This window comes from Vibrio atypicus (genome assembly GCF_009811315.1).
Taxonomy (GTDB): domain Bacteria; phylum Pseudomonadota; class Gammaproteobacteria; order Enterobacterales; family Vibrionaceae; genus Vibrio; species Vibrio atypicus.
Map to the genome: position 1 here is coordinate 148,156 of NZ_BLID01000001.1, position 17,886 is coordinate 166,041.

Genomic DNA, 17,886 nt, shown 5'->3' on the forward strand with positions numbered 1-17,886 from the left:
TATTGGGAAAAGTTTTAGCGGGATTTTGATTGAGCACGCCGCTGATTACTGAAGCTGGTGCCCCGTCTGCTTCGCAAGCTTTTGCATTGCTTCGGCAAAGGTTGTTGTCCCGCCTTTAGCTTTAACCTGGATAACCTTGTATCCCATCTTTTCTAGCACTTGGCGCTCTGCTAAAACGGCTTTATCGTCTTGTTGGCTGCCTTGAGCAGGCTGATGAATGTAACATCCCTCGAGTTGACCATCTTCAACCAGTTGGTGATGTTTCAGTGCATTGATATCAAAATTCATAGTACGTCTTTTAATTAAAATAGAGGAGTTTCTGTGGCAGTTACATTCGCTTTAAGGGCTTAACAACCGTATCTAAACCTTCAATCTTCAGTGCGAGACAAAGTTTTAGCAGTTCACCTAGCTCCCCTTCTGGGAATCCTTTCTTATCGAACCACAACAAGTACTCTTCAGGTAAGTCAATCAGTACTCTTCCTGCATATTTACCAAAAGGCATTTGAATTCTTGCTAGCTTCAATAAATTTTCTTTTTCGAGCATTCTCTTCGCTTTATTTTCTATGGCTGCTTCCAGCCCTCTAGAGTAGCACCTAATCGGCCAACCCAATAGTTAATCGCATCTTTTGCGTCATCTAGAGAATCTACCATAGTGGAGAAATCTTTGTTGCCTGCTTCTCTATCAATGGCGGCAAAAAGTGGTGTCCCTTCTTGGGCATCGCTAACCAAAATTTCGATGCTCGCGCTTCCAACATTCGTATGCTCACCGGTCGCCACTTTAGAAATCGTAGATATTGCTAGACCAACCGGCAGTACACTGCTTGTAACCGCTAAAATAGGATTGGGGGTTTCCACATTACTCAATGCTATGCTGATTCTTAATGTATTACCCGTTGGCTTCTCTACAACCTTTTTATAGAGAGAAACCTTCTGTTTCAAGGCTTCAACCGTGTAATCTGTAAGTTCTTGAATGTCTTCTTTGTCCAGTGTCCCTTCATCTGCGATAACAAACACTTGGTCAATCACCACGGAATCATACTTATCTAACTTTGCTTTTAATCGATCTGGGTCTTGAAGACCTATCCGAGCCCAAACCAAGTCTACACCATCTTTAGGACCTGGCTTAAAGTCTTGATAAGACGTAAATTTTGTTGCCCTTTGTATTGGGCCATTTGCACAACCAACTAAACTTAAACTCACGGCTAGTATCATCAACAACTTTAGGTATTTCATAGAACGCACTCAACTTCATCACATTCAAGTGAATGCCATACCATAAACTAGATGGATGTCGAATGAACTTTCAACTAAACCAGAGTAATGTCTAAATTTATGCTTCGTGAATAGTATGAGCGTACTCAACAATGACCTGATTACCTTCAATGTAAGCGTTTTGAATCTCACCATCAACGCTCATTCGGCTCTTTAAGTAAACGACTTTTGGACCAGTATGGTTCACTTCTTTTAATGACGGGAATGTATGCTTAGGCTCAAGGCGCAGATGTCGGCAAAAATGACTAACGAACGACATTGTCATTGGAATTTCGCCACGTAACGTTTGCGAGAAAGTCAGTTGGTTCATCCCCAGTTTTTTGGCGAATTCCATTTGAGTTAAGCGCATCTTTGACTTCTTAGACATCCAAGTTTGGTAAAGCGCTTCTCTGTCTTGTTCTGTAAATTCCATGGGAGTTCCTTTGTATTGGTTTATACAATGGATTGTCAGTGTTTTCATACATCCACATGTCAGGTAAGAGTTAGCGCAAATTTAAGGTTTGGTTCAGATCATTGCCAATAAAAGCATCAAGCCACTCTAAAGACTAAATCGTCATCATTTAGCAAGCGGCAACCTATACCTTATGGCACGCGTAGTTATCTTCTTCACTACCCGATTTACTGAAAAAGTAGAGTTTTTTACCGTCGATATAATAGTTGAGCTCAGATTCATAACCAACAGCGCTGTTTTTATCTCTAATGAATAAAGGAGAGTTGAGGGGTTTCTCACTCCAATCGACAGAAGTAAATGTTTGCTCGATACGATTCGCTACGATCTTGTTTTTAGAGGTGACGACTAGCTCAAACGGTTCAATATCACCATTTTTATGTGTCAAAGTACCCGATTGATAGTAAAGAGCACTTCCATTTGTAGGAAAATAGATCGTAGTTAGCTCTTCGATTTTATCGTAATTGCCATACGCCTTGGACGTGAACCCCATTTGAGTTTCAGAGCAATGCCAGCGGGTACCACTGAAGTCATATTCTTCGTATTTCCATTGATAAATGATGACCGCAACCAACAATAATGTGGTAAAAGAGAGCACTAATCGCATGTGACCTCCCTATTAATCAAAGCCTCTGAAATATAGGTTGCAATCTGTTCTTTCTCGACAGCAAATTGACGAAAATTGTGGTTTCTCTTGCCACCTTCTTGCTGCAACCAAACAGATAAAGCGACTTTATCCGGCTCATAACTTGAAGGAAAAAGACGAATATAAATATCGACCCCGCAGGTAGGAGGGATCGTGCGTGAAAGTTGCTCCTGCATCTCATCAGAACTAACGAAACCTGACGTCATATCTTTAAAAAAATAATGAGTGTCGCCGAGAGCAAATTGTTCATACCGACCTTTCTTTATAAACGCAGGCTTTTCTGAAAACGGCTTAAAGTAGCTGATTAGCAACAAAGTAATAATGAGTATCGTAGACAGTAGTGCAGGTATCAATTTCGCAAGATTCACCGGACGAGAACTAGGCACATCGAAATGAGTCGGAGGTAACGCAGAAAGCTCACTATCAACAAACATTCGAGGTACATCTTCAGGGGCTTTTACATCTGGTAAACGCTCTATTTCAATACCATCGACTTCAATAAAGTAACCCACTTTACTGATCGTTTTGATTTCGACGCATTTCGCCTTGAGAGACAACAAGTTTCTGCGCAAACTAGAAATCACGTTGGTTAACGCTTGGTCAGTAACAACCGTCCCTTCCCAACATCGTTGAAACAGCTCATCTCGAGTCACTGGCTCCTCACTTTGCAGAAGCACCAAAAGTACCTCATAAGGCAAAGGCCTTAAGACAACTTTGTTTCCGTTTTGATTGCGTAACGTCCTTGTCGCACATTCTAAAATTAAATTCGAAAATTGAACCGCTTTCATTTCATCAATCAATTTGTTTAGAGGGCAACATCTTTGGCTAAGGTTTGACCAGCACTTGCAGGCGCTGGAAATCAAGCCAATTGAGCAAAATTATAAAGAGGGACAGTCTACCTACAAGTTTTTATAAATCAATGTCGAATAAACTAAGGATTTAGAAAAATATATTCTTTTAAAACAATAACTTTAATTGAGAGTTTAAAAAAACATAAAATGAGTTCTCACTATTAAGACAGATATAAATGTGTATTTTGTTTGATTTTGATTTATCCGCTGACACCAGAACCCCATAGAATCCGCCATCTAAAATCTATCGCTCACTAAACAAATGAGATTATTACCAATGAAAAAGCTACTTCTTTTAACTGCACTTTTTTCTAGCTTTGCATCAGCTCAAGACTTTGACGGCTTCTACCTTGGTGCAGGTCTGGGTAGCACCAATTTTGAAGATGGAGGCCTAGTTAGCGATGCAAACTACGACCTTGGTGGCCAGGGTCACCTATCAACCGATTCGAAAGGGACTTCAGTAAAACTTATCGCTGGTTACCAGATCAACCGTATCGTTGGTATCGAAGCACAGTACACTAATTACGGTGATACTGACGTTAAGGTGTCTGGCACAACACTAGGAAAGCTAGAACATAGCAGTTTTACCGTTGCCGCGAATCTAGGTTACACATTTGATAACGGCTTGCGTCCATTCGCGACTGTCGGCCTTGGTTCAATCAACTACAAAGAAACGGGGTCAGGCGCGGCTCAAGGTTGGAAATTCGATGACAATGGCGGCACAGTACGCTCTGGTCTGGGCGTAGAGTACGCTCCGGCGGCATTCAATGGTTTTGCTATCCGCGCAGGGTATGAAGCAGACTTCTATGTAATGGACAGCGGCTTTGAAGATTACAGCCAATTTGTAGGTTCTTTCTACATCGGCTCAACTTACAAGTTCTAAAAACAAAAAAGCGAGTAGCATTCCCTACTCGCTTTTTCAACAATCAATTTAGCTAAAACCAACTTGAGATAGTTCGTTTGATCCAATCCATGAATCGCTTGAACATGCTTCCTTGTTCGACACTTTCGAGAGCGACTAAATCGGCACGGGCTACTTCTTTACCTTCAACAGTATAAATAACGTTACCCACTTTCTCGCCTTTTGATATCGGCGCAGTCAGTTCACCATTGGTTTCAATCTCAGCAACCAATTTAGCGCTATCGCCTTTGCTAAGAGTCAAAAAGCTATCAACGTTAACGCCAACATTTAAAGCATCTTTCTGTCCCATCCACACCTTAACTTCACTGAGTGTTTCACCTGCTTGAGTCGGTGAAATGGTATCAAAGAAGCGAAAACCGTAGCTCAGCAGCTGCTTGCTTTCTGACTCTCGGCTTTTTGCACTACTGGAGCCCATGACAACACTGATCAAACGCATATCACCATTAGTCGCCGATGTAGCTAAGCTATACCCAGCACCACTGGTGTAGCCGGTTTTCATTCCGTCCACATCTAAACTTCGGTCACGAAGAAGCCCGTTACGATTGTATTGTGTGATGCCGTTATAGGTAAACGCGCGCTCACTATAAAGTGGGTAGATTTGCGGTAAATCACGAATAATCGCTTGGCTTAGCTTCGCGATATCACGAGGCGTAGAGTAAAGCTCATCGCTATCTAAACCATGTGGGTTAGAAAATGACGTATTTTTTAGCTCTAGCTTTGAAGCCCAGCTATTCATTAAGCTAACAAATGCCGCTTCACTACCTGCGACATGCTCAGCAATCGCCACGCTCGCGTCATTTCCAGATTGAATCACCAAACCTCGGTAGAGATCCTGCAATGACACTTGCGTCCCCACTTCGATAAACATTTTTGATGAATCAGGGAAGTTTTTCGCCCAGGCGCGTTCGCTAATCGTCACTTGATCATCAAGAGAGATATTACCACTCGACACTTCTTGTCCTGCTACATAAGCAGTCATTAACTTAGTTAAACTTGCAGGGTTAAGCGTTTGGTCCGCGTTTTTCTCTACCAGAACGGCCCCTGTGTGAAAGTCCAGAAGAATATAACCATTGGCTCCAATCACTGGTGGGTCAGGAACAATAGTCGGGGCAGCAACAACGCTAAAAGAAAGGGCTGACAATAAAGTGGAAGCGAAAAACAGTTTTCTCATAAGAACGCTCAATAGCCTTAATTGAATTGGGAACGTATCTGAGTATAAACAACCGAGCACACCTTTCAGCGGCTTTGTAATCAATCGTTACTTTTAAACGAGATTTATCGCAAATATTGAGAAATTGAACCAATTTAGACATTAAAAAAGCCAACGCATGTTGCGTTGGCTTCGTCATTCTATGAGCTTGGCTTAGTTTAAGCCAATTGCTGTTTCTGTTTAGTCTGCTTACTGATTAATCGATCTTTAATCACAAACCAAACATAAGTAGCCACAAACAAGAAGAACAAATAAGAAAGTGAGAAAATCAGTGGCGAAGTAATCAATTCATTACTAATGCCCCAACTCACACCGACTACTGTCACTGCAATTTTGGCGAAAAAACCACAAAGTAACAAAACTAAAGCCAGTTGAGGAAAACGCGTACTTCTAAATGCAAACCAGTAACATGCTCCAACAGCAGCTGATGCAATGTAAAGGCCTAGTAAAAATGAATGAAGGTGCTCTGCAGATGCCACACCCGCGGTGATAGAAATGATGAACAGTATAAACAACTTCATAATACGCCTCGCTTTTCAAAAGTGTAAAAAGCTTCCTTTCATTTTTGCAAACTCATTTTGCACATATTTTCGTCATTCTAACCAAAAGATCAAGCCCTAAAATTGTATCTTTTTTATACAAAATGAAGGGAGTTATGATATGTAAGGAAGTTGTTAAGGGTTTAATTTCAAAGGATCCCCATCTATCAGTGAACCGCACGTTTTTCACAAAAGTAAACCTTATTGATGTTACAGCTAGATAACATTTGAAATAATTAGAAATGTTCTATTTTTGCGAGCAGTGACTAAGGTCGTAACCATACATCGACCCTATTGAGCAATATGTAAACTAAGTTTCCAAATATCGAACAAGGTAACCCACATAGGCAAAAATAATGTGTGAGCTTACCCACTGTTCACTGCTTATTAACTCGAACCACAACTTACCCTCTGTTACCTTTGCGTCACAAATTATTACGTACTACATACCATGCCTTCCGAGTACAGAATCAAAAAAATTGTAGAGATCGGTGATACCCTGCACCGATGTGGCTGTGCCCCTTACAAGTTAGAGAAATACACTCAGTTCTATGCGCGAAAACATGGCGTTGACGTCATGATTCAAGCGACACCTACAACGGTCAATTATCAGTTTCCAGACGATAACAACGCTGTAGTTATGAAACGCCACCAGCCAGCATCTATTAACCTCAGTCTGCTAGCCAATACCATTATTCGCATCAATCAACCGAGTGAAGATCCTGTTCCGGAACCTACTGGGTACCCTAAATGGGTCATTGCAATGGCTAACATGGGCATCCCGCCCGCTTATTTGATGCTGGTCGGCTCAACTTTAGATGCGGTTTATATCTCAATCTTCTTGGGGTTTATCGTTTGGATGACCCAACAAGTCTGCCGCGCACGACGCTCAATCGCCGCTGAGTTTATTGCCGCCCTACTCACCGGTATCTTCGTCGCTTTTTTTGCTAGCACCGGCGCTGAAATCCCAGTGTGGGCGCTTTGTATCGCATCAATCGTTCTATTTGTTCCAGGACTTTCTATCGCCAACTCACTAGAATGTTTGGCGTTTAACGATCTCGTTTCAGGCACAAGCTTACTTGGTCAGAGTGCGCTCTCTTTGATAAAGCTCTTTGTCGGCATTGTAATGGGGCTCAACATCGGTGAGTCCATATGGGGGCAAGCAGAGCCGCTAAGCTATACCAATGAAATCCCTACTTGGTTACACATATGCGGCTTGTTCCTAATTTCTACATCTCTTGGGGTGATTTTTAACGCGAGGCCGACCGATATTTTGCTTGGTCTACCTGTCGCGATTCTAGGAATGTGGGGTCCATTCTATTTAGGCTTTGAAAGTGGTTGGGTTGTCGGCACTTGGGTAACGACCGTGTTGATTACTCTGTACGGTACATGGGTGGCAAAGAAAATGGATTTAACGGGCTCTATCTATATTGTCCAAGGCATTATTATCTTGGTACCAGGTAGCCGGGTATTAGTTAGTGCAAGCCAGTCTGTATTTGAACAATCCATATTACCAATCCCAAGCATTGGCTTATCTGCACTGTTCATGTTCTCTGCTATTGTGGCGGGACAAGTGACCGCGTATTCGATTTATTCACCAAAGATCGAACGTTAATCAAGTCTATTAGTTTTAATAAGCAAAGAGCCCTATTCAAACATCGCTATTTAAGCAGCGTTTGAATAGGGCTCTTTACCCTTGTGCTTCATTTTACGAGAGAAGCTCCCTTTACCTTTTTTCGCTTTTTCAACTCTTAACTTAAACAACTCACTGGTGACGATGGCTTTCAAAGCATTCTCTTTGACCTCACCTCTACCTACATCCAAATTTGATTGGAGTGACCCTATTTGGCTTCCCTGATTAGGGTGTTTCTTAGCCATAATCTACCTCTTTTAAATTTTCCAAGATTCTACTTCATGCTGACTGAACAACTTCTTATGTATCGACAGTTCACTCAACAAGCAGATCGAACGAATATTACACTAATAATAATCAAAAGCGTATCGTTGAATAACTTTTACACAGCGCAAACTTTCAATGAAAAACCGTGTGCTTAGGGACTATTCCTCTGGTTTTGTATTGACTTAGTTGCACTACGCTTTACACTAAAATTCAGCTAGAAAACGGTTCTTGTTTACTCCACCGTTTCGTTGGATTTATGTATGTCCGCCGTAACGTCGTGCGCAATAGCAATCTCCTTTTCCACGCTATCGGTGCCGTCATGGCTTTTGCAAGATTTATCAAGGATATACAACATGTCTAACACTGTTACTGGTACAGTTAAATGGTTCAACGAAACTAAAGGTTTTGGCTTTATCAAACAAGAAAACGGTCCAGACGTTTTCGCACACTTCTCAGCAATCGAAGGTGACGGTTTCCGTACTCTTGCTGAAGGTCAGCAAGTTGAGTTCGTAATTACTCAAGGTCAAAAAGGCCCACAAGCTGAACACATCAAAGCGGTTTAATAACAACCCTTTAAGGATTACAATAGCCAGCAAACTTGCTGGCTATTTTTATTTTTATGGCACTAAAACCTACTATCTACAAATTCAGAATCTCTCTTTCTGATACAAACCGTGATATTTACGACTCTGCACAACTAACAATTGCGCAGCACCCTTCAGAAACGATCCCTCGTATGATGGCTCGGATTCTTGCCTATTGCGTAAAATATCAACCCGAATTGACCTTCACCAAAGGCCTATCAACCATTGAAGAGCCCGATCTTTGGATCAAATCTCTCGATGATCAAATCCAGTATTGGGTGGAAGTCGGAGAACCTTCTTTAGATCGTATCAAAAAAGCGACTCGCCTATCTCCCTTGGTTGACGTCTTTTGCTTCAACAGCAAAGCAGATGTGTGGTGGGAGCAAACCAAAAACAAAGCATATCAATACAATGCCAATATCTACCGTTTCAATTGGTCTGAACTTGAAGCTTTGTCCGAAGTAGTTGAGCGAGGTATGGACCTTTCCGTGATGATTACAGGTGACAGCTTGTTTGTTGACTGTTCACAAGGCTCATTTGAAATCCAATTAGAATCTCTTTATTCGAATGAATAACTTAGATTCCGCGTTAAAAGAGATAAAAGCGGATTCGCTGTTATCCGCGTTTGTTTTTGATGGTCAAGCGCAATGGGGTGCATTTTGTGAAGAACACAATGCACTCTTTGAACGAGTTTCTCAGAACAAACCAGAGACAGCGGCAACCTACCATTTGTTAGGCCTACTGACCAAAGCTCATATCAATGCTCAAACGGCTCTTGAGCAACAAAAAGAATCACTTGAAGCCATGCAAAAAGCGCTAAGTGACAATTTAGGTCAGCAAAATGCGCAGCGCTTCGAGAATAACACGCTGTCTAAATTACTGTTTATCACTCACCTATGGCTTTATTTGCAAGGCTACATGAAAATGGATTTTAGCTTAGCCAATGATCACGCTGAACAAACAGCAAAAGTGATTTCAACGCTAACAGGGCAAGATATCCAAGTATTGAGAGTCTCCTTGGTCGAGAGTTTTTACAAAGGCGATGAGCACTCCATTATAGTCCGAACAACTAACCCTGTTTTGGCTTGGATTAAATCACTTTTTCAAAGCTCTTAATTCATTAGTTTTTGTGCCCTGTGACTTACTAACAAGAAAACAAAAGGCTTCCACAATTAGGAAGCCTTTATTATTACCGGATTCGACTCATTGATTAGAGATACGTATGAGGACCAAATACTTCGTAGTGAATACGCTCTCGCTGCACACCTTGTTGCTCAAGCTGTTTAACCATGCCTTCCATGAACGCCACTGGGCCACACATATAGAAATCAGCTTCTGACATTGGCAACTCTTCTGAAACCAAAGAGAGATCCATCTGGCCACTAAAGTCAGCCACTTCATCCAGATACCAAGCGTATTGTTTCCACTCTTGATTGCTCACCAGTGCCGCTGTTTCTTGCTTAAATGTATGCTGATTCGCATCGTTGCATGCGTACAAATAACTCACTTCCGGCTTGTTAGTACTAGCCAATGTATGCAGCATCGACTGCATTGGCGTCGCACCAACGCCTGCTGAAATCAGTACGACCGGTTTTTGTTTCTCTTGATAAAAGAAATCTCCCGCAGGCGGATAAAGGCGAACCACATCGCCACATTCAACTTCATCATGCATATGATTTGAAACTAAACCTAGGTGCTCGCCCACTTCACGCTTAACCGAGATTCTGTAGCTTTCACCGTTTGGTTTGTGAGAAAGAGAATACTGGCGAATCTCAATGTTTTCGCTACCTTTTGGTTGGACTTCAATACCAATGTACTGCCCCGGTTGGTAGTCAATGACAGCGTCACCATCAACTGGAGCGAGAACAAAGCTTGTCACAAACTCTGATTCTGCCTTCTTCTCAACGACTTTAAATTCGCGAGCGCCTTTCCAACCACCGTTTGCTTGACCACGCTCTTCGTATAATGCCGCTTCTCGATCAATAAAGATCTGCGCCAAGAATAGGTAAGCCGCTGTCCAAGCTTCTTCCACTTCTGATGTAAACGCATCCGGTGCCAGTTCACGAAGCGTCTCAATCAAATGGTGGCCTACAATTTGGTAGTGCTCGGCTTGAATGTTAAAGCTTGTATGTTTGTGTGCAATACGCTCAACCGCAGAAGTTAGCGCTGCAAGGTTCTCTATGTTTTTTGCATAAGCTGCAATGGCTTCAAAAAGCGCAACACCCTGACGACCGGTTTTCTGGTGCGTCATATTGAAAATGTCTTTCAATTCTGGATTGTGCGAAAACATACGTTGGTAAAAGTGCTGCGTTAATGCAGGACCTGCGCTTTCTAGTAGCGGAATAGTACTTTTTACCACTTCGATATGTTGATTGTTAAGCATGAGTTCTCCTCAGTAGACTGATTATTATTGTGTTGTTTCGTAATTTTTATAAGACAAGTAACAGCACAAACAATGCCAACATGCTGGTTTCCTATAATTGCTTGGTTTTCTGGGCAAAAACTCTCATTAAAATGTCATTTTGACACCTTTTAAAGCAGTCAAAATGACACTACAATAGCAAGAGAACTCACTTCATGTGTTTAGATAATAAACACATGAAAAACAAATACTTGGCCCAATATGAAAGACATTTCCGTTTCCACACTAATTGATATGACCATTGGCCTTGCTGCTGGTGATAATGATAGCGAAAGATTTAACAAGCTGCTGGATGCGATCCGCAAAGCAATCCAATGTGACTGTGTTGCTCTGCTTTCACTTCAAGGCGATCTACTGGTTCCTCTCGCGATGCAAGGGTTAACCAGAGATACCTTAGGTCGACGATTTAAAGTCGATGAACACCCTCGCTTTCAAATGATCTGCAACTCAAAAACAGCGGTTCGCTTTGATAATGACAGTGACCTACCCGATCCATTTGACAACCTACTACTTGATTACGAAGGCGATCTTCCTATGCACGCTTGCATGGGGCTACCGCTCATTTATGCAGACAAGCTTTTAGGTATATTGACTCTCGATAGCCTTACCCCAAACTTATTTGATGAAATCCCAAGTCGAAGCTTAGAAGCCCTTTCTGCGATTGTTGCCTCTACCCTTAAAGTGGCCCTAACGGTAAGCCAACTTGAACAACAAGCAAAACAAACGCAACAACGCTTTGAAGAGCTTAATGAAGAGGCTTGGGAACGAGACGGCGGTGAAATCATCGGTTCCAGTGACTCGATGCAATTATTGAAAAGTGATATTGAAGTTGTTGCTCCTTCTAACTTCAATATCTTGATTCATGGTGAGACAGGCGTGGGTAAAGAATTGGTTGCTCGAAGCTTGCACCATCTTTCACCTCGCAGAAAACAACCACTGGTCTACGTAAACTGCGCGGCAATTCCTGAAAACTTAGTTGAGAGTGAACTGTTCGGCCACGTAAAAGGCGCATTTACGGGAGCAGAAAAGTCACGCTTAGGTAAATTTGCTTTGGCCGATGGCGGAACGCTCTTCTTAGATGAAATAGGAGAGCTGCCTTTAGCCGCACAAAGTAAAATTTTGCGAGCCCTTCAAAACAATGAGATTCAACCGGTAGGCCAAGACAAAGTCGAGACCATTGACGTACGAGTGCTTGCAGCTACCAACCGAGATTTGCAACAAGAGGTATCAGAAGGTCGATTCCGCTCAGACCTGTATCACCGACTAAGCGTTTACCCAATTCAAGTACCCGCGCTTAGAGAACGCAATGGTGACATCATCCTACTTGCGGGCTACTTCCTAGAACAAGCGCGCAGAAAGCTCGGTATTGTGCAAATCAAACTGGGCAAAGAAGCCCGCTTAGCACTCAGCAAATACAATTGGCCTGGCAATGTGCGCGAGCTTGAACATGTCATCAATCGCGCGGCATTAAAAGCAAGGGCTCGTGGTAATAATGGTTCACTAATTAAAGTCTCTATTGATGACATTGGCGCGTTGAGCTCTAACCAAGAATTAACGACTCATAACCCACTAAAACACTCAAATCGTAACCAGTCCTTGGATTGGTCAAAAGGGCTGAGAGAGTCAACCGACGAATACCAACGCCTCATCATAACAAGCGTGCTCTCTGATTCAGACTTTAACTGGGCTAAAGCGGCACGAGAGCTAAAAACAGATCGAGCGAACCTAACACGCCTTGCCAAACGATTAGGCATTACTGTCACCAAGCAACATAAAATACAAGTTAACTAAGTAAGTACACAGTAGGTTACAAGTTAGTTACAATAGCGGCATAAGAGCGGGACAAGGGGAACCTTTTACCCGCTCAATACTATAAAGTCACTCAGCTATTATGAAAGGAATGTTATGAAGTTTATCCGTTGGTTCTTAGGCCGCGTCATTCTATTGCTCAATTTTGTGTTTTCTCCAAAAGGAGTAAAGCGCTCTCAAGAAGCTCAAACAAGCGCAGATGAAAAAGCACAAAGCATGGCGCTATATCAATTTGAAGCGTGCCCATTTTGTGTCAAAGTTCGTCGTGCAATGAAACGTCAATCGGTTAATATCGAGTTACGTGACGCAAAAAACGACCAACAACATCGTGCAGAACTAGAAGCCGGTGGCGGTCGTATTAAAGTACCATGCTTACGCATAGAAAAAGATGGTCAAGTAGAGTGGATGTACGAGTCTTCAGACATCGTCACTTACTTGGAGAAGGAATTCGCTTAACACTGTTTAACTCACCAAGGTAGGTATTATGTCCGCAGTTCAACTTGATTCGTCTTCAATCAAAGCAATTGTATTCGACCTAGACAACACCTTGGTCAGTTCCAATATGGACTTTAAGCGACTGAGAGAGCAAATCGGTTGTCCACTGGATTTGGATTTGCTTTCTTATATCGAAGAACTCGATTGTCCAATCCATACGGCAAAAGCTCATCAGATGATTTTGCAGCATGAGCTTGATGATGCGCAGCATTCTCACCCAATGCCGGGTTGCCAAGCACTCCTCAGCTTTATTCAAAAACAATCGATGCACACAGCGATTATCACTCGTAACTGTGAGCAAGCAGCAAAACAGAAAGTCGCGCAGAATCAACTCGATATTTCTCGAATTATTAGTCGAGAGCATTTCCCGCCAAAGCCTGCACCAGATTCACTACTCGCTCTCGCAACAGAGTGGTCTTTAAAAGCAGAACAAATCCTTTATGTGGGAGATTACCTTTATGATCTTCAAGCTGCCTATAATGCCAAGATGCCCTCATGCTTGGTGACACATGGCACGAAACCTCAGTATAGCCAGCATGCTTCTTTGGTCGTCGATTATTTGGACGACATCATAGAAGTGTTTTAAGCACATTAATTCAGCCATTATTATCAAAATATTTTTGAAACTGTTTCTTAACTTGCTGAAAAGTAACCAATGGCGAATGAAATACCCTTATGCAAAAATACCCTCTATAAATAAAACAAATAAAAGGCGAGTCAACCATGGCCAAAAAGAAAGTTCTCATTCTTTACGCTCACCCATCTCCACGACGCTCAGAAGTGAATCAACCACTGTTCAATGCGTGTAGAAATATCGAAGGGGTAACGGCCGTCGATCTCTATCATGACTACCCGACTTACAATATTAATATCGACAGAGAACAACAACGTCTCAGAGAACATGACGTCGTCATATTCCAATTTCCACTCTATTGGTATTCCACCCCATCTATTTTAAAAGAGTGGCAAGACTTAGTGTTGGAATACGGCTTTGCATATGGCTCAGAAGGTACCGAGTTACACGGTAAAAAGTTCCTTTGCGCCCTAACTGCAGGGGGGAAAGAAGACGCTTATCAAAGTGAAGGTTATAACCATTACACGGTGCGTGAACTGCTTCATCCACTAGAACAAATGGCGTCACTGACAGGTATGGAATATTTGGCCCCTTTCACCTTATTTGGAGCTCGAACAGCCAAAGAGGAAGGGCGAAAAGATGTGCATGTCAAAGCTTGGAAGCAACTTCTTACCGCGCTCGTCGAAGACAGAATTGATTATAAAAAAGCCCAACAAGTTGAGAAACTAGAGCAGTCTCTCGGTGACATCGTAACGGGAGAGCAATCATGACAGGATATTTTCTTCAGGCATTCATCTACTTAGTTGCTGCTGTGATTGCGGTTCCGATTGCGAAAAGGCTCGGTTTAGGGTCAGTTTTAGGCTACCTGATTGCGGGCGTGGTAATTGGGCCGATTATTGGCTTAGTCGGTGAAGAAACCACAACCATCCAACACTTTGCCGAATTTGGTGTTGTGATGATGCTGTTCCTCGTCGGCTTAGAACTTGAACCAAAAATGCTCTGGTCTATGCGCAATCGACTGTTGGGCCTCGGTGGTTTACAGGTTGCCGGTACCGCAGCAATCATCATGACAATCGCACTCTACTTCAATCAGCCTTGGACAATCGCGCTGGCGATTGGCCTTATCTTTGCTCTATCATCGACAGCCATCGTGCTGCAGACCTTCAACGAAAAAGGACTCAGTAAAACGGAAGGCGGGCAGAACGCCTTTTCTGTTCTGCTATTCCAAGACATTGCCGTTATTCCAATGTTGGCATTCATTCCTTTGCTGGCTTTGCCTGAATTGGTTGAAAAGGCCCAAAGTGCCGTCACGACTGCCGCAGAACATCATGAAGAACTAAGCCTAGTCGCTGACTTACCTGGCTGGGGCTATGCGATGGTAATTGTGATTTCCATTGCCGGATTGGTAGTTGGTGGCCATTACTTAAGCCGCCCGCTGTTTCGCTTCGTGGCAAGCTCCGGCCTGCGCGAAATCTTTACCGCAACGGCACTAATGCTCGTTGTTGGTATCGCAGCGTTGATGAGTCTCATTGGCTTGTCTCCGGCTCTAGGGGCATTCTTAGCCGGTGTTGTTCTTGCTAACAGTGAATTTCGTCACGAACTTGAATCGAATATCGACCCATTCAAAGGGTTATTGCTAGGGCTGTTTTTCATCACGGTTGGCGCGGGCATTAACTTCGCCATTCTGTTTAACCAGTTTTTCATTATTGTCGGCCTAACACTTGGAGTCATGTTACTCAAAGCCGCGGTGTTATTCTTATTAGCGCTCATTTTCCGAATTAAAAACAGTAATCGCTGGTTGTTTACCTTGAGTTTGGCTCAAGCGGGTGAATTTGGTTTTGTCTTGCTGAGCTTTACAGTCCAAAACCACGTTATTCCCGTAGAAACAGCGCAAACACTCTCATTGGTTGTCGCGCTCTCAATGTTCTTGACACCTGGACTCTTCATCTTTTTCGATAAGGTAATTTTGCCGCGCTATGAAAATCAATCAAACGATAGAGTGGCAGATGAAATTGAAGAACAAGGCAGCGTTATCATTGCTGGTATCGGCCGATTTGGTCAGATTATTAATCGTCTATTGGTCTCGAATGGCATTAAAACCGTTGTCTTAGATCACCAAGCAGATCAAGTAGACATGGTTCGTCAGATCAACACTAAAGCCTACTTTGGTGATGCAACGCGTCCAGAGCTACTTCATACCGCAGGCATCGAAGAGGCTAAGATGATCGTTATTGCCATTGATAATCGAGAAAGCAGCGTCGAGTTAACCAAGTATGTCAAACATACCTACCCGCATGTCACCATCCTTGCTCGCGCTTTCGACCGTGGCCACGGATACCTTCTAACGCAAGCGGGCGCGGATATCGTTGAATCGGAAACTTATCATTCCGCTCTTGAACTTGGCGCACAGGCGATGCGTTCTTTAGGTCACCACCCGTTTTTTGTTGAACAGCAAAAAGCCGCTTATCAACGCGTCGAAGACCGCAAATCGGATAAGCTCTACAAAGCTTGGGAAGATGATTCTGAAGGTGAACGTTTTGATAATAATTATCGTAAGCTCTTCATGCACTTAGAAGAACAAATTAAGGTTGAGATGAAAACCGATCGTTCCGATAGGCATGCTGGCGGCGAGCGTGGTTGGACACCGCCACCAAAAGGCTATGCGGATAACCTCGACGAACAAAGCTGAGTATCTTCATTCAATAAACCGAGGCAGCCGCCTCGGTTTTATTCTCAATATAAAACTAAATTATGACGACAAAAACATCGACAACATCGCCTTCATTAGGCAAGCAATTATTCAATATGACATGGCCAATGTTATTTGGCGTATTGTCTCTCATGAGCTTTCAGCTAGTCGACAGTGCTTTCATCGGCCAACTAGGCGTGCTTCCACTGGCGGCGCAAGGCTTCACGTTGCCAATTCAAATGGTAATTATCGGTATTCAAGTTGGTCTAGGTATCGCGACAACAGCGGTGATTTCCAAAGCACTTGGCGCCAATCAAACCCGTTATGCCCAACAGTTAGGAGGATTGATTGTCTCTATGGGCAGTATCGGCGTCGCCCTGATTTCTCTTTTCCTTTATCTTGGACGTGTGCCTCTTTTATCGCTACTAAGTGCACCCGAAACGGTTTTCCCCATCATCGACAGCTACTGGATTTACTGGCTAATCAGTGCTTGGACAGGTGCGGTGCTCTACTTCTTTTATAGTGTCTGCCGCGCCAATGGCAACACCATGCTGCCGGGAACCTTGATGATGGCGACCAGCTTGATCAACCTTGCGCTCGATCCCCTTTTCATCTTTACCTTTGATCTTAGTATTAACGGCGCTGCTATCGCTACCATAATTTCATTTGGTATTGGTATCTTTGTGATTGCGCCTAAAGTCGCTCGCAAGCAATGGATGTGCTTTAACTGGGATGATTTAGATGTTGCTAAAAGTGTTCGCTCCATCGCCAATATCATGGGACCAGCCATGATCAGCCAACTGTTGCCACCGCTTTCCTCAATGTTAGCAACCAAGCTTCTCGCAGGGTTTGGTACAGCCGCGGTTGCCGCTTGGGCACTGGGTTCTCGTTACGAATTCTTTGCCATTGTTTCTGTGTTAGCCCTAACGATGTCAATGCCACCTATGGTTGGTCGACTACTGGGTGCCAATAAGTTGGATGATATTCGGAAGCTAGTAAAAATAGCCGCTCAATACGTTTTAGGCTTCCAACTTCTCATTGCTCTCATCACTTGGGGATTAGCCAACCAACTCGCCCACTTAATGACAAGTGATGTGCAAGTCACCCAAATCCTCAATTGGCACTTACTAATTGTACCTTTAAGCCTTGGGCCACTTGGCATTTGTATGTTGATGGTCTCTATCGCCAATGCACTTGGAAAGTCTTATACAGCACTGACTATCTCAGCACTTAGGCTGTTTGCTTTCTTTCTACCTTGCTTATGGATTGGTGCTCAGATGGGCGGTATTCAAGGTCTATTCTGGGGGGCATTTGTCGGTAATATCTTAGCAGGAATATCTGCTTGGCTGATGTATCAAAAAGCTTTGAATCAAATAGAAAATAAATTGGTTGCAACTCAGGTTAAGAGTCGATAGGCTAAAAATTCATCAACTGGATATGAACTCATGCGTACTAGATTTATCAACCTTTGGCTTCTTCTCTTACATGCCTGTAGCCGGTAGATAAATTTGTGCCTGGCTACGAG

21 protein-coding genes are annotated in these 17,886 nt (G+C 43.1%); 11 read left to right on the forward strand and 10 right to left on the reverse strand.

The genetic code is table 11. The features are described from left to right. Nucleotides 1-45: 45 nt before the first annotated feature. The 6 genes from GVO60_RS00630 to GVO60_RS00655 all read right to left on the reverse strand — a co-directional run bounded on the left by GVO60_RS00630 (nucleotide 46) and on the right by GVO60_RS00655 (nucleotide 3,154). Nucleotides 46-288, reverse strand: coding sequence for a hypothetical protein (locus GVO60_RS00630; RefSeq protein ID WP_159650578.1), 243 nt, complete (start codon nucleotides 286-288; stop codon nucleotides 46-48). 40 nt (nucleotides 289-328) lie between these two features. After that, nucleotides 329-544: a DUF3820 family protein gene (locus GVO60_RS00635; protein ID WP_159650579.1), complete on the reverse strand. Its 216-nt coding sequence runs from the start codon at nucleotides 542-544 to the stop codon at nucleotides 329-331. 17 nt (nucleotides 545-561) lie between these two features. Beyond that, the gene (locus GVO60_RS00640) at nucleotides 562-1,233 is read right to left on the reverse strand and encodes a DUF3313 domain-containing protein (protein ID WP_159650580.1); all 672 of its coding nucleotides are present in this window, start codon (nucleotides 1,231-1,233) and stop codon (nucleotides 562-564) included. 97 nt (nucleotides 1,234-1,330) lie between these two features. Then, nucleotides 1,331-1,684, reverse strand: coding sequence for an XRE family transcriptional regulator (locus tag GVO60_RS00645; RefSeq protein WP_159650581.1), 354 nt, complete (start codon nucleotides 1,682-1,684; stop codon nucleotides 1,331-1,333). A 163-nt stretch (nucleotides 1,685-1,847) separates the two neighbouring features. After that, complete coding sequence (locus GVO60_RS00650) at nucleotides 1,848-2,327, reverse strand: hypothetical protein (RefSeq protein WP_159650582.1); 480 nt, start codon at nucleotides 2,325-2,327, stop codon at nucleotides 1,848-1,850. After that, a complete protein-coding gene (locus GVO60_RS00655) occupies nucleotides 2,318-3,154 on the reverse strand; it encodes a winged helix-turn-helix domain-containing protein (protein ID WP_159650583.1) in 837 nt (278 codons plus the stop codon). The genes GVO60_RS00650 and GVO60_RS00655 overlap by 10 nt, the downstream gene beginning before the upstream one ends. A gap of 340 nt (nucleotides 3,155-3,494) precedes the next feature. Between GVO60_RS00655 and GVO60_RS00660 the strand changes: the two genes are divergently transcribed. Then, a complete protein-coding gene (locus tag GVO60_RS00660; RefSeq protein WP_159650584.1) occupies nucleotides 3,495-4,100 on the forward strand; it encodes a porin family protein in 606 nt (201 codons plus the stop codon). A gap of 52 nt (nucleotides 4,101-4,152) precedes the next feature. Here GVO60_RS00660 and GVO60_RS00665 read toward each other — a convergent pair whose 3' ends face one another. Both GVO60_RS00665 and GVO60_RS00670 read right to left on the reverse strand, forming a co-directional pair. Next, complete coding sequence (locus GVO60_RS00665) at nucleotides 4,153-5,310, reverse strand: D-alanyl-D-alanine carboxypeptidase family protein (RefSeq protein WP_159650585.1); 1,158 nt, start codon at nucleotides 5,308-5,310, stop codon at nucleotides 4,153-4,155. 197 nt (nucleotides 5,311-5,507) lie between these two features. After that, nucleotides 5,508-5,870, reverse strand: a complete 363-nt coding sequence (locus tag GVO60_RS00670) for an NADH:ubiquinone oxidoreductase (RefSeq protein WP_159650586.1) — start codon at nucleotides 5,868-5,870, stop codon at nucleotides 5,508-5,510. 469 nt (nucleotides 5,871-6,339) lie between these two features. Here GVO60_RS00670 and GVO60_RS00675 point away from each other — a divergent pair, with 469 nt between their 5' ends. Beyond that, on the forward strand, nucleotides 6,340-7,503 hold the full coding sequence (locus GVO60_RS00675) for a threonine/serine exporter family protein (protein ID WP_159650587.1): 1,164 nt from the start codon (nucleotides 6,340-6,342) through the stop codon (nucleotides 7,501-7,503). A gap of 50 nt (nucleotides 7,504-7,553) precedes the next feature. Here the strand turns inward: GVO60_RS00675 and arfA are convergent, their stop codons facing one another. Further along, entirely contained in the window at nucleotides 7,554-7,766 is a 213-nt protein-coding gene (arfA, locus tag GVO60_RS00680) for a ribosome alternative rescue factor ArfA (protein ID WP_159650588.1), read from the reverse strand. A gap of 375 nt (nucleotides 7,767-8,141) precedes the next feature. Between arfA and GVO60_RS00685 the strand changes: the two genes are divergently transcribed. The 3 genes from GVO60_RS00685 to GVO60_RS00695 are packed head-to-tail and all read left to right on the forward strand — an operon-like array spanning nucleotide 8,142 to nucleotide 9,488. Next, a complete protein-coding gene (locus GVO60_RS00685) occupies nucleotides 8,142-8,351 on the forward strand; it encodes a cold-shock protein (RefSeq protein WP_159650589.1) in 210 nt (69 codons plus the stop codon). A gap of 56 nt (nucleotides 8,352-8,407) precedes the next feature. Next, complete coding sequence (locus GVO60_RS00690; RefSeq protein ID WP_159650590.1) at nucleotides 8,408-8,947, forward strand: YaeQ family protein; 540 nt, start codon at nucleotides 8,408-8,410, stop codon at nucleotides 8,945-8,947. Beyond that, nucleotides 8,940-9,488 (forward strand): hypothetical protein, encoded by a 549-nt coding sequence (locus GVO60_RS00695; protein WP_159650591.1) that lies wholly within the window; start codon nucleotides 8,940-8,942, stop codon nucleotides 9,486-9,488. Before GVO60_RS00690 ends, GVO60_RS00695 begins: the two co-directional genes overlap by 8 nt. 94 nt (nucleotides 9,489-9,582) lie before the next feature. On the opposite strand, the gene hmpA is transcribed toward GVO60_RS00695, so the two are convergent. Then, on the reverse strand, nucleotides 9,583-10,755 hold the full coding sequence (hmpA, locus tag GVO60_RS00700) for an NO-inducible flavohemoprotein (protein ID WP_159650592.1): 1,173 nt from the start codon (nucleotides 10,753-10,755) through the stop codon (nucleotides 9,583-9,585). Between the two features lie 240 nt (nucleotides 10,756-10,995). Here hmpA and norR point away from each other — a divergent pair, with 240 nt between their 5' ends. The 6 genes from norR to GVO60_RS00730 all read left to right on the forward strand — a co-directional run bounded on the left by norR (nucleotide 10,996) and on the right by GVO60_RS00730 (nucleotide 17,776). Next, nucleotides 10,996-12,585, forward strand: coding sequence for a nitric oxide reductase transcriptional regulator NorR (norR, locus tag GVO60_RS00705; RefSeq protein ID WP_159650593.1), 1,590 nt, complete (start codon nucleotides 10,996-10,998; stop codon nucleotides 12,583-12,585). Between the two features lie 114 nt (nucleotides 12,586-12,699). After that, the gene (locus GVO60_RS00710; RefSeq protein WP_159650594.1) at nucleotides 12,700-13,059 is read left to right on the forward strand and encodes a glutaredoxin family protein; all 360 of its coding nucleotides are present in this window, start codon (nucleotides 12,700-12,702) and stop codon (nucleotides 13,057-13,059) included. Between the two features lie 28 nt (nucleotides 13,060-13,087). Then, the gene (locus GVO60_RS00715; RefSeq protein ID WP_159650595.1) at nucleotides 13,088-13,684 is read left to right on the forward strand and encodes an HAD family hydrolase; all 597 of its coding nucleotides are present in this window, start codon (nucleotides 13,088-13,090) and stop codon (nucleotides 13,682-13,684) included. Between the two features lie 137 nt (nucleotides 13,685-13,821). Next, complete coding sequence (locus GVO60_RS00720) at nucleotides 13,822-14,442, forward strand: NAD(P)H-dependent oxidoreductase (protein WP_159650596.1); 621 nt, start codon at nucleotides 13,822-13,824, stop codon at nucleotides 14,440-14,442. After that, nucleotides 14,439-16,361 carry a monovalent cation:proton antiporter-2 (CPA2) family protein gene (locus GVO60_RS00725; RefSeq protein ID WP_159650597.1) on the forward strand — a complete coding sequence of 641 codons (1,923 nt, stop codon included), beginning with the start codon at nucleotides 14,439-14,441 and terminating at the stop codon, nucleotides 16,359-16,361. Before GVO60_RS00720 ends, GVO60_RS00725 begins: the two co-directional genes overlap by 4 nt. 62 nt (nucleotides 16,362-16,423) lie before the next feature. Then, entirely contained in the window at nucleotides 16,424-17,776 is a 1,353-nt protein-coding gene (locus GVO60_RS00730; protein WP_159650599.1) for an MATE family efflux transporter, read from the forward strand. The last annotated feature ends 110 nt before the right edge of the window (nucleotides 17,777-17,886 follow it).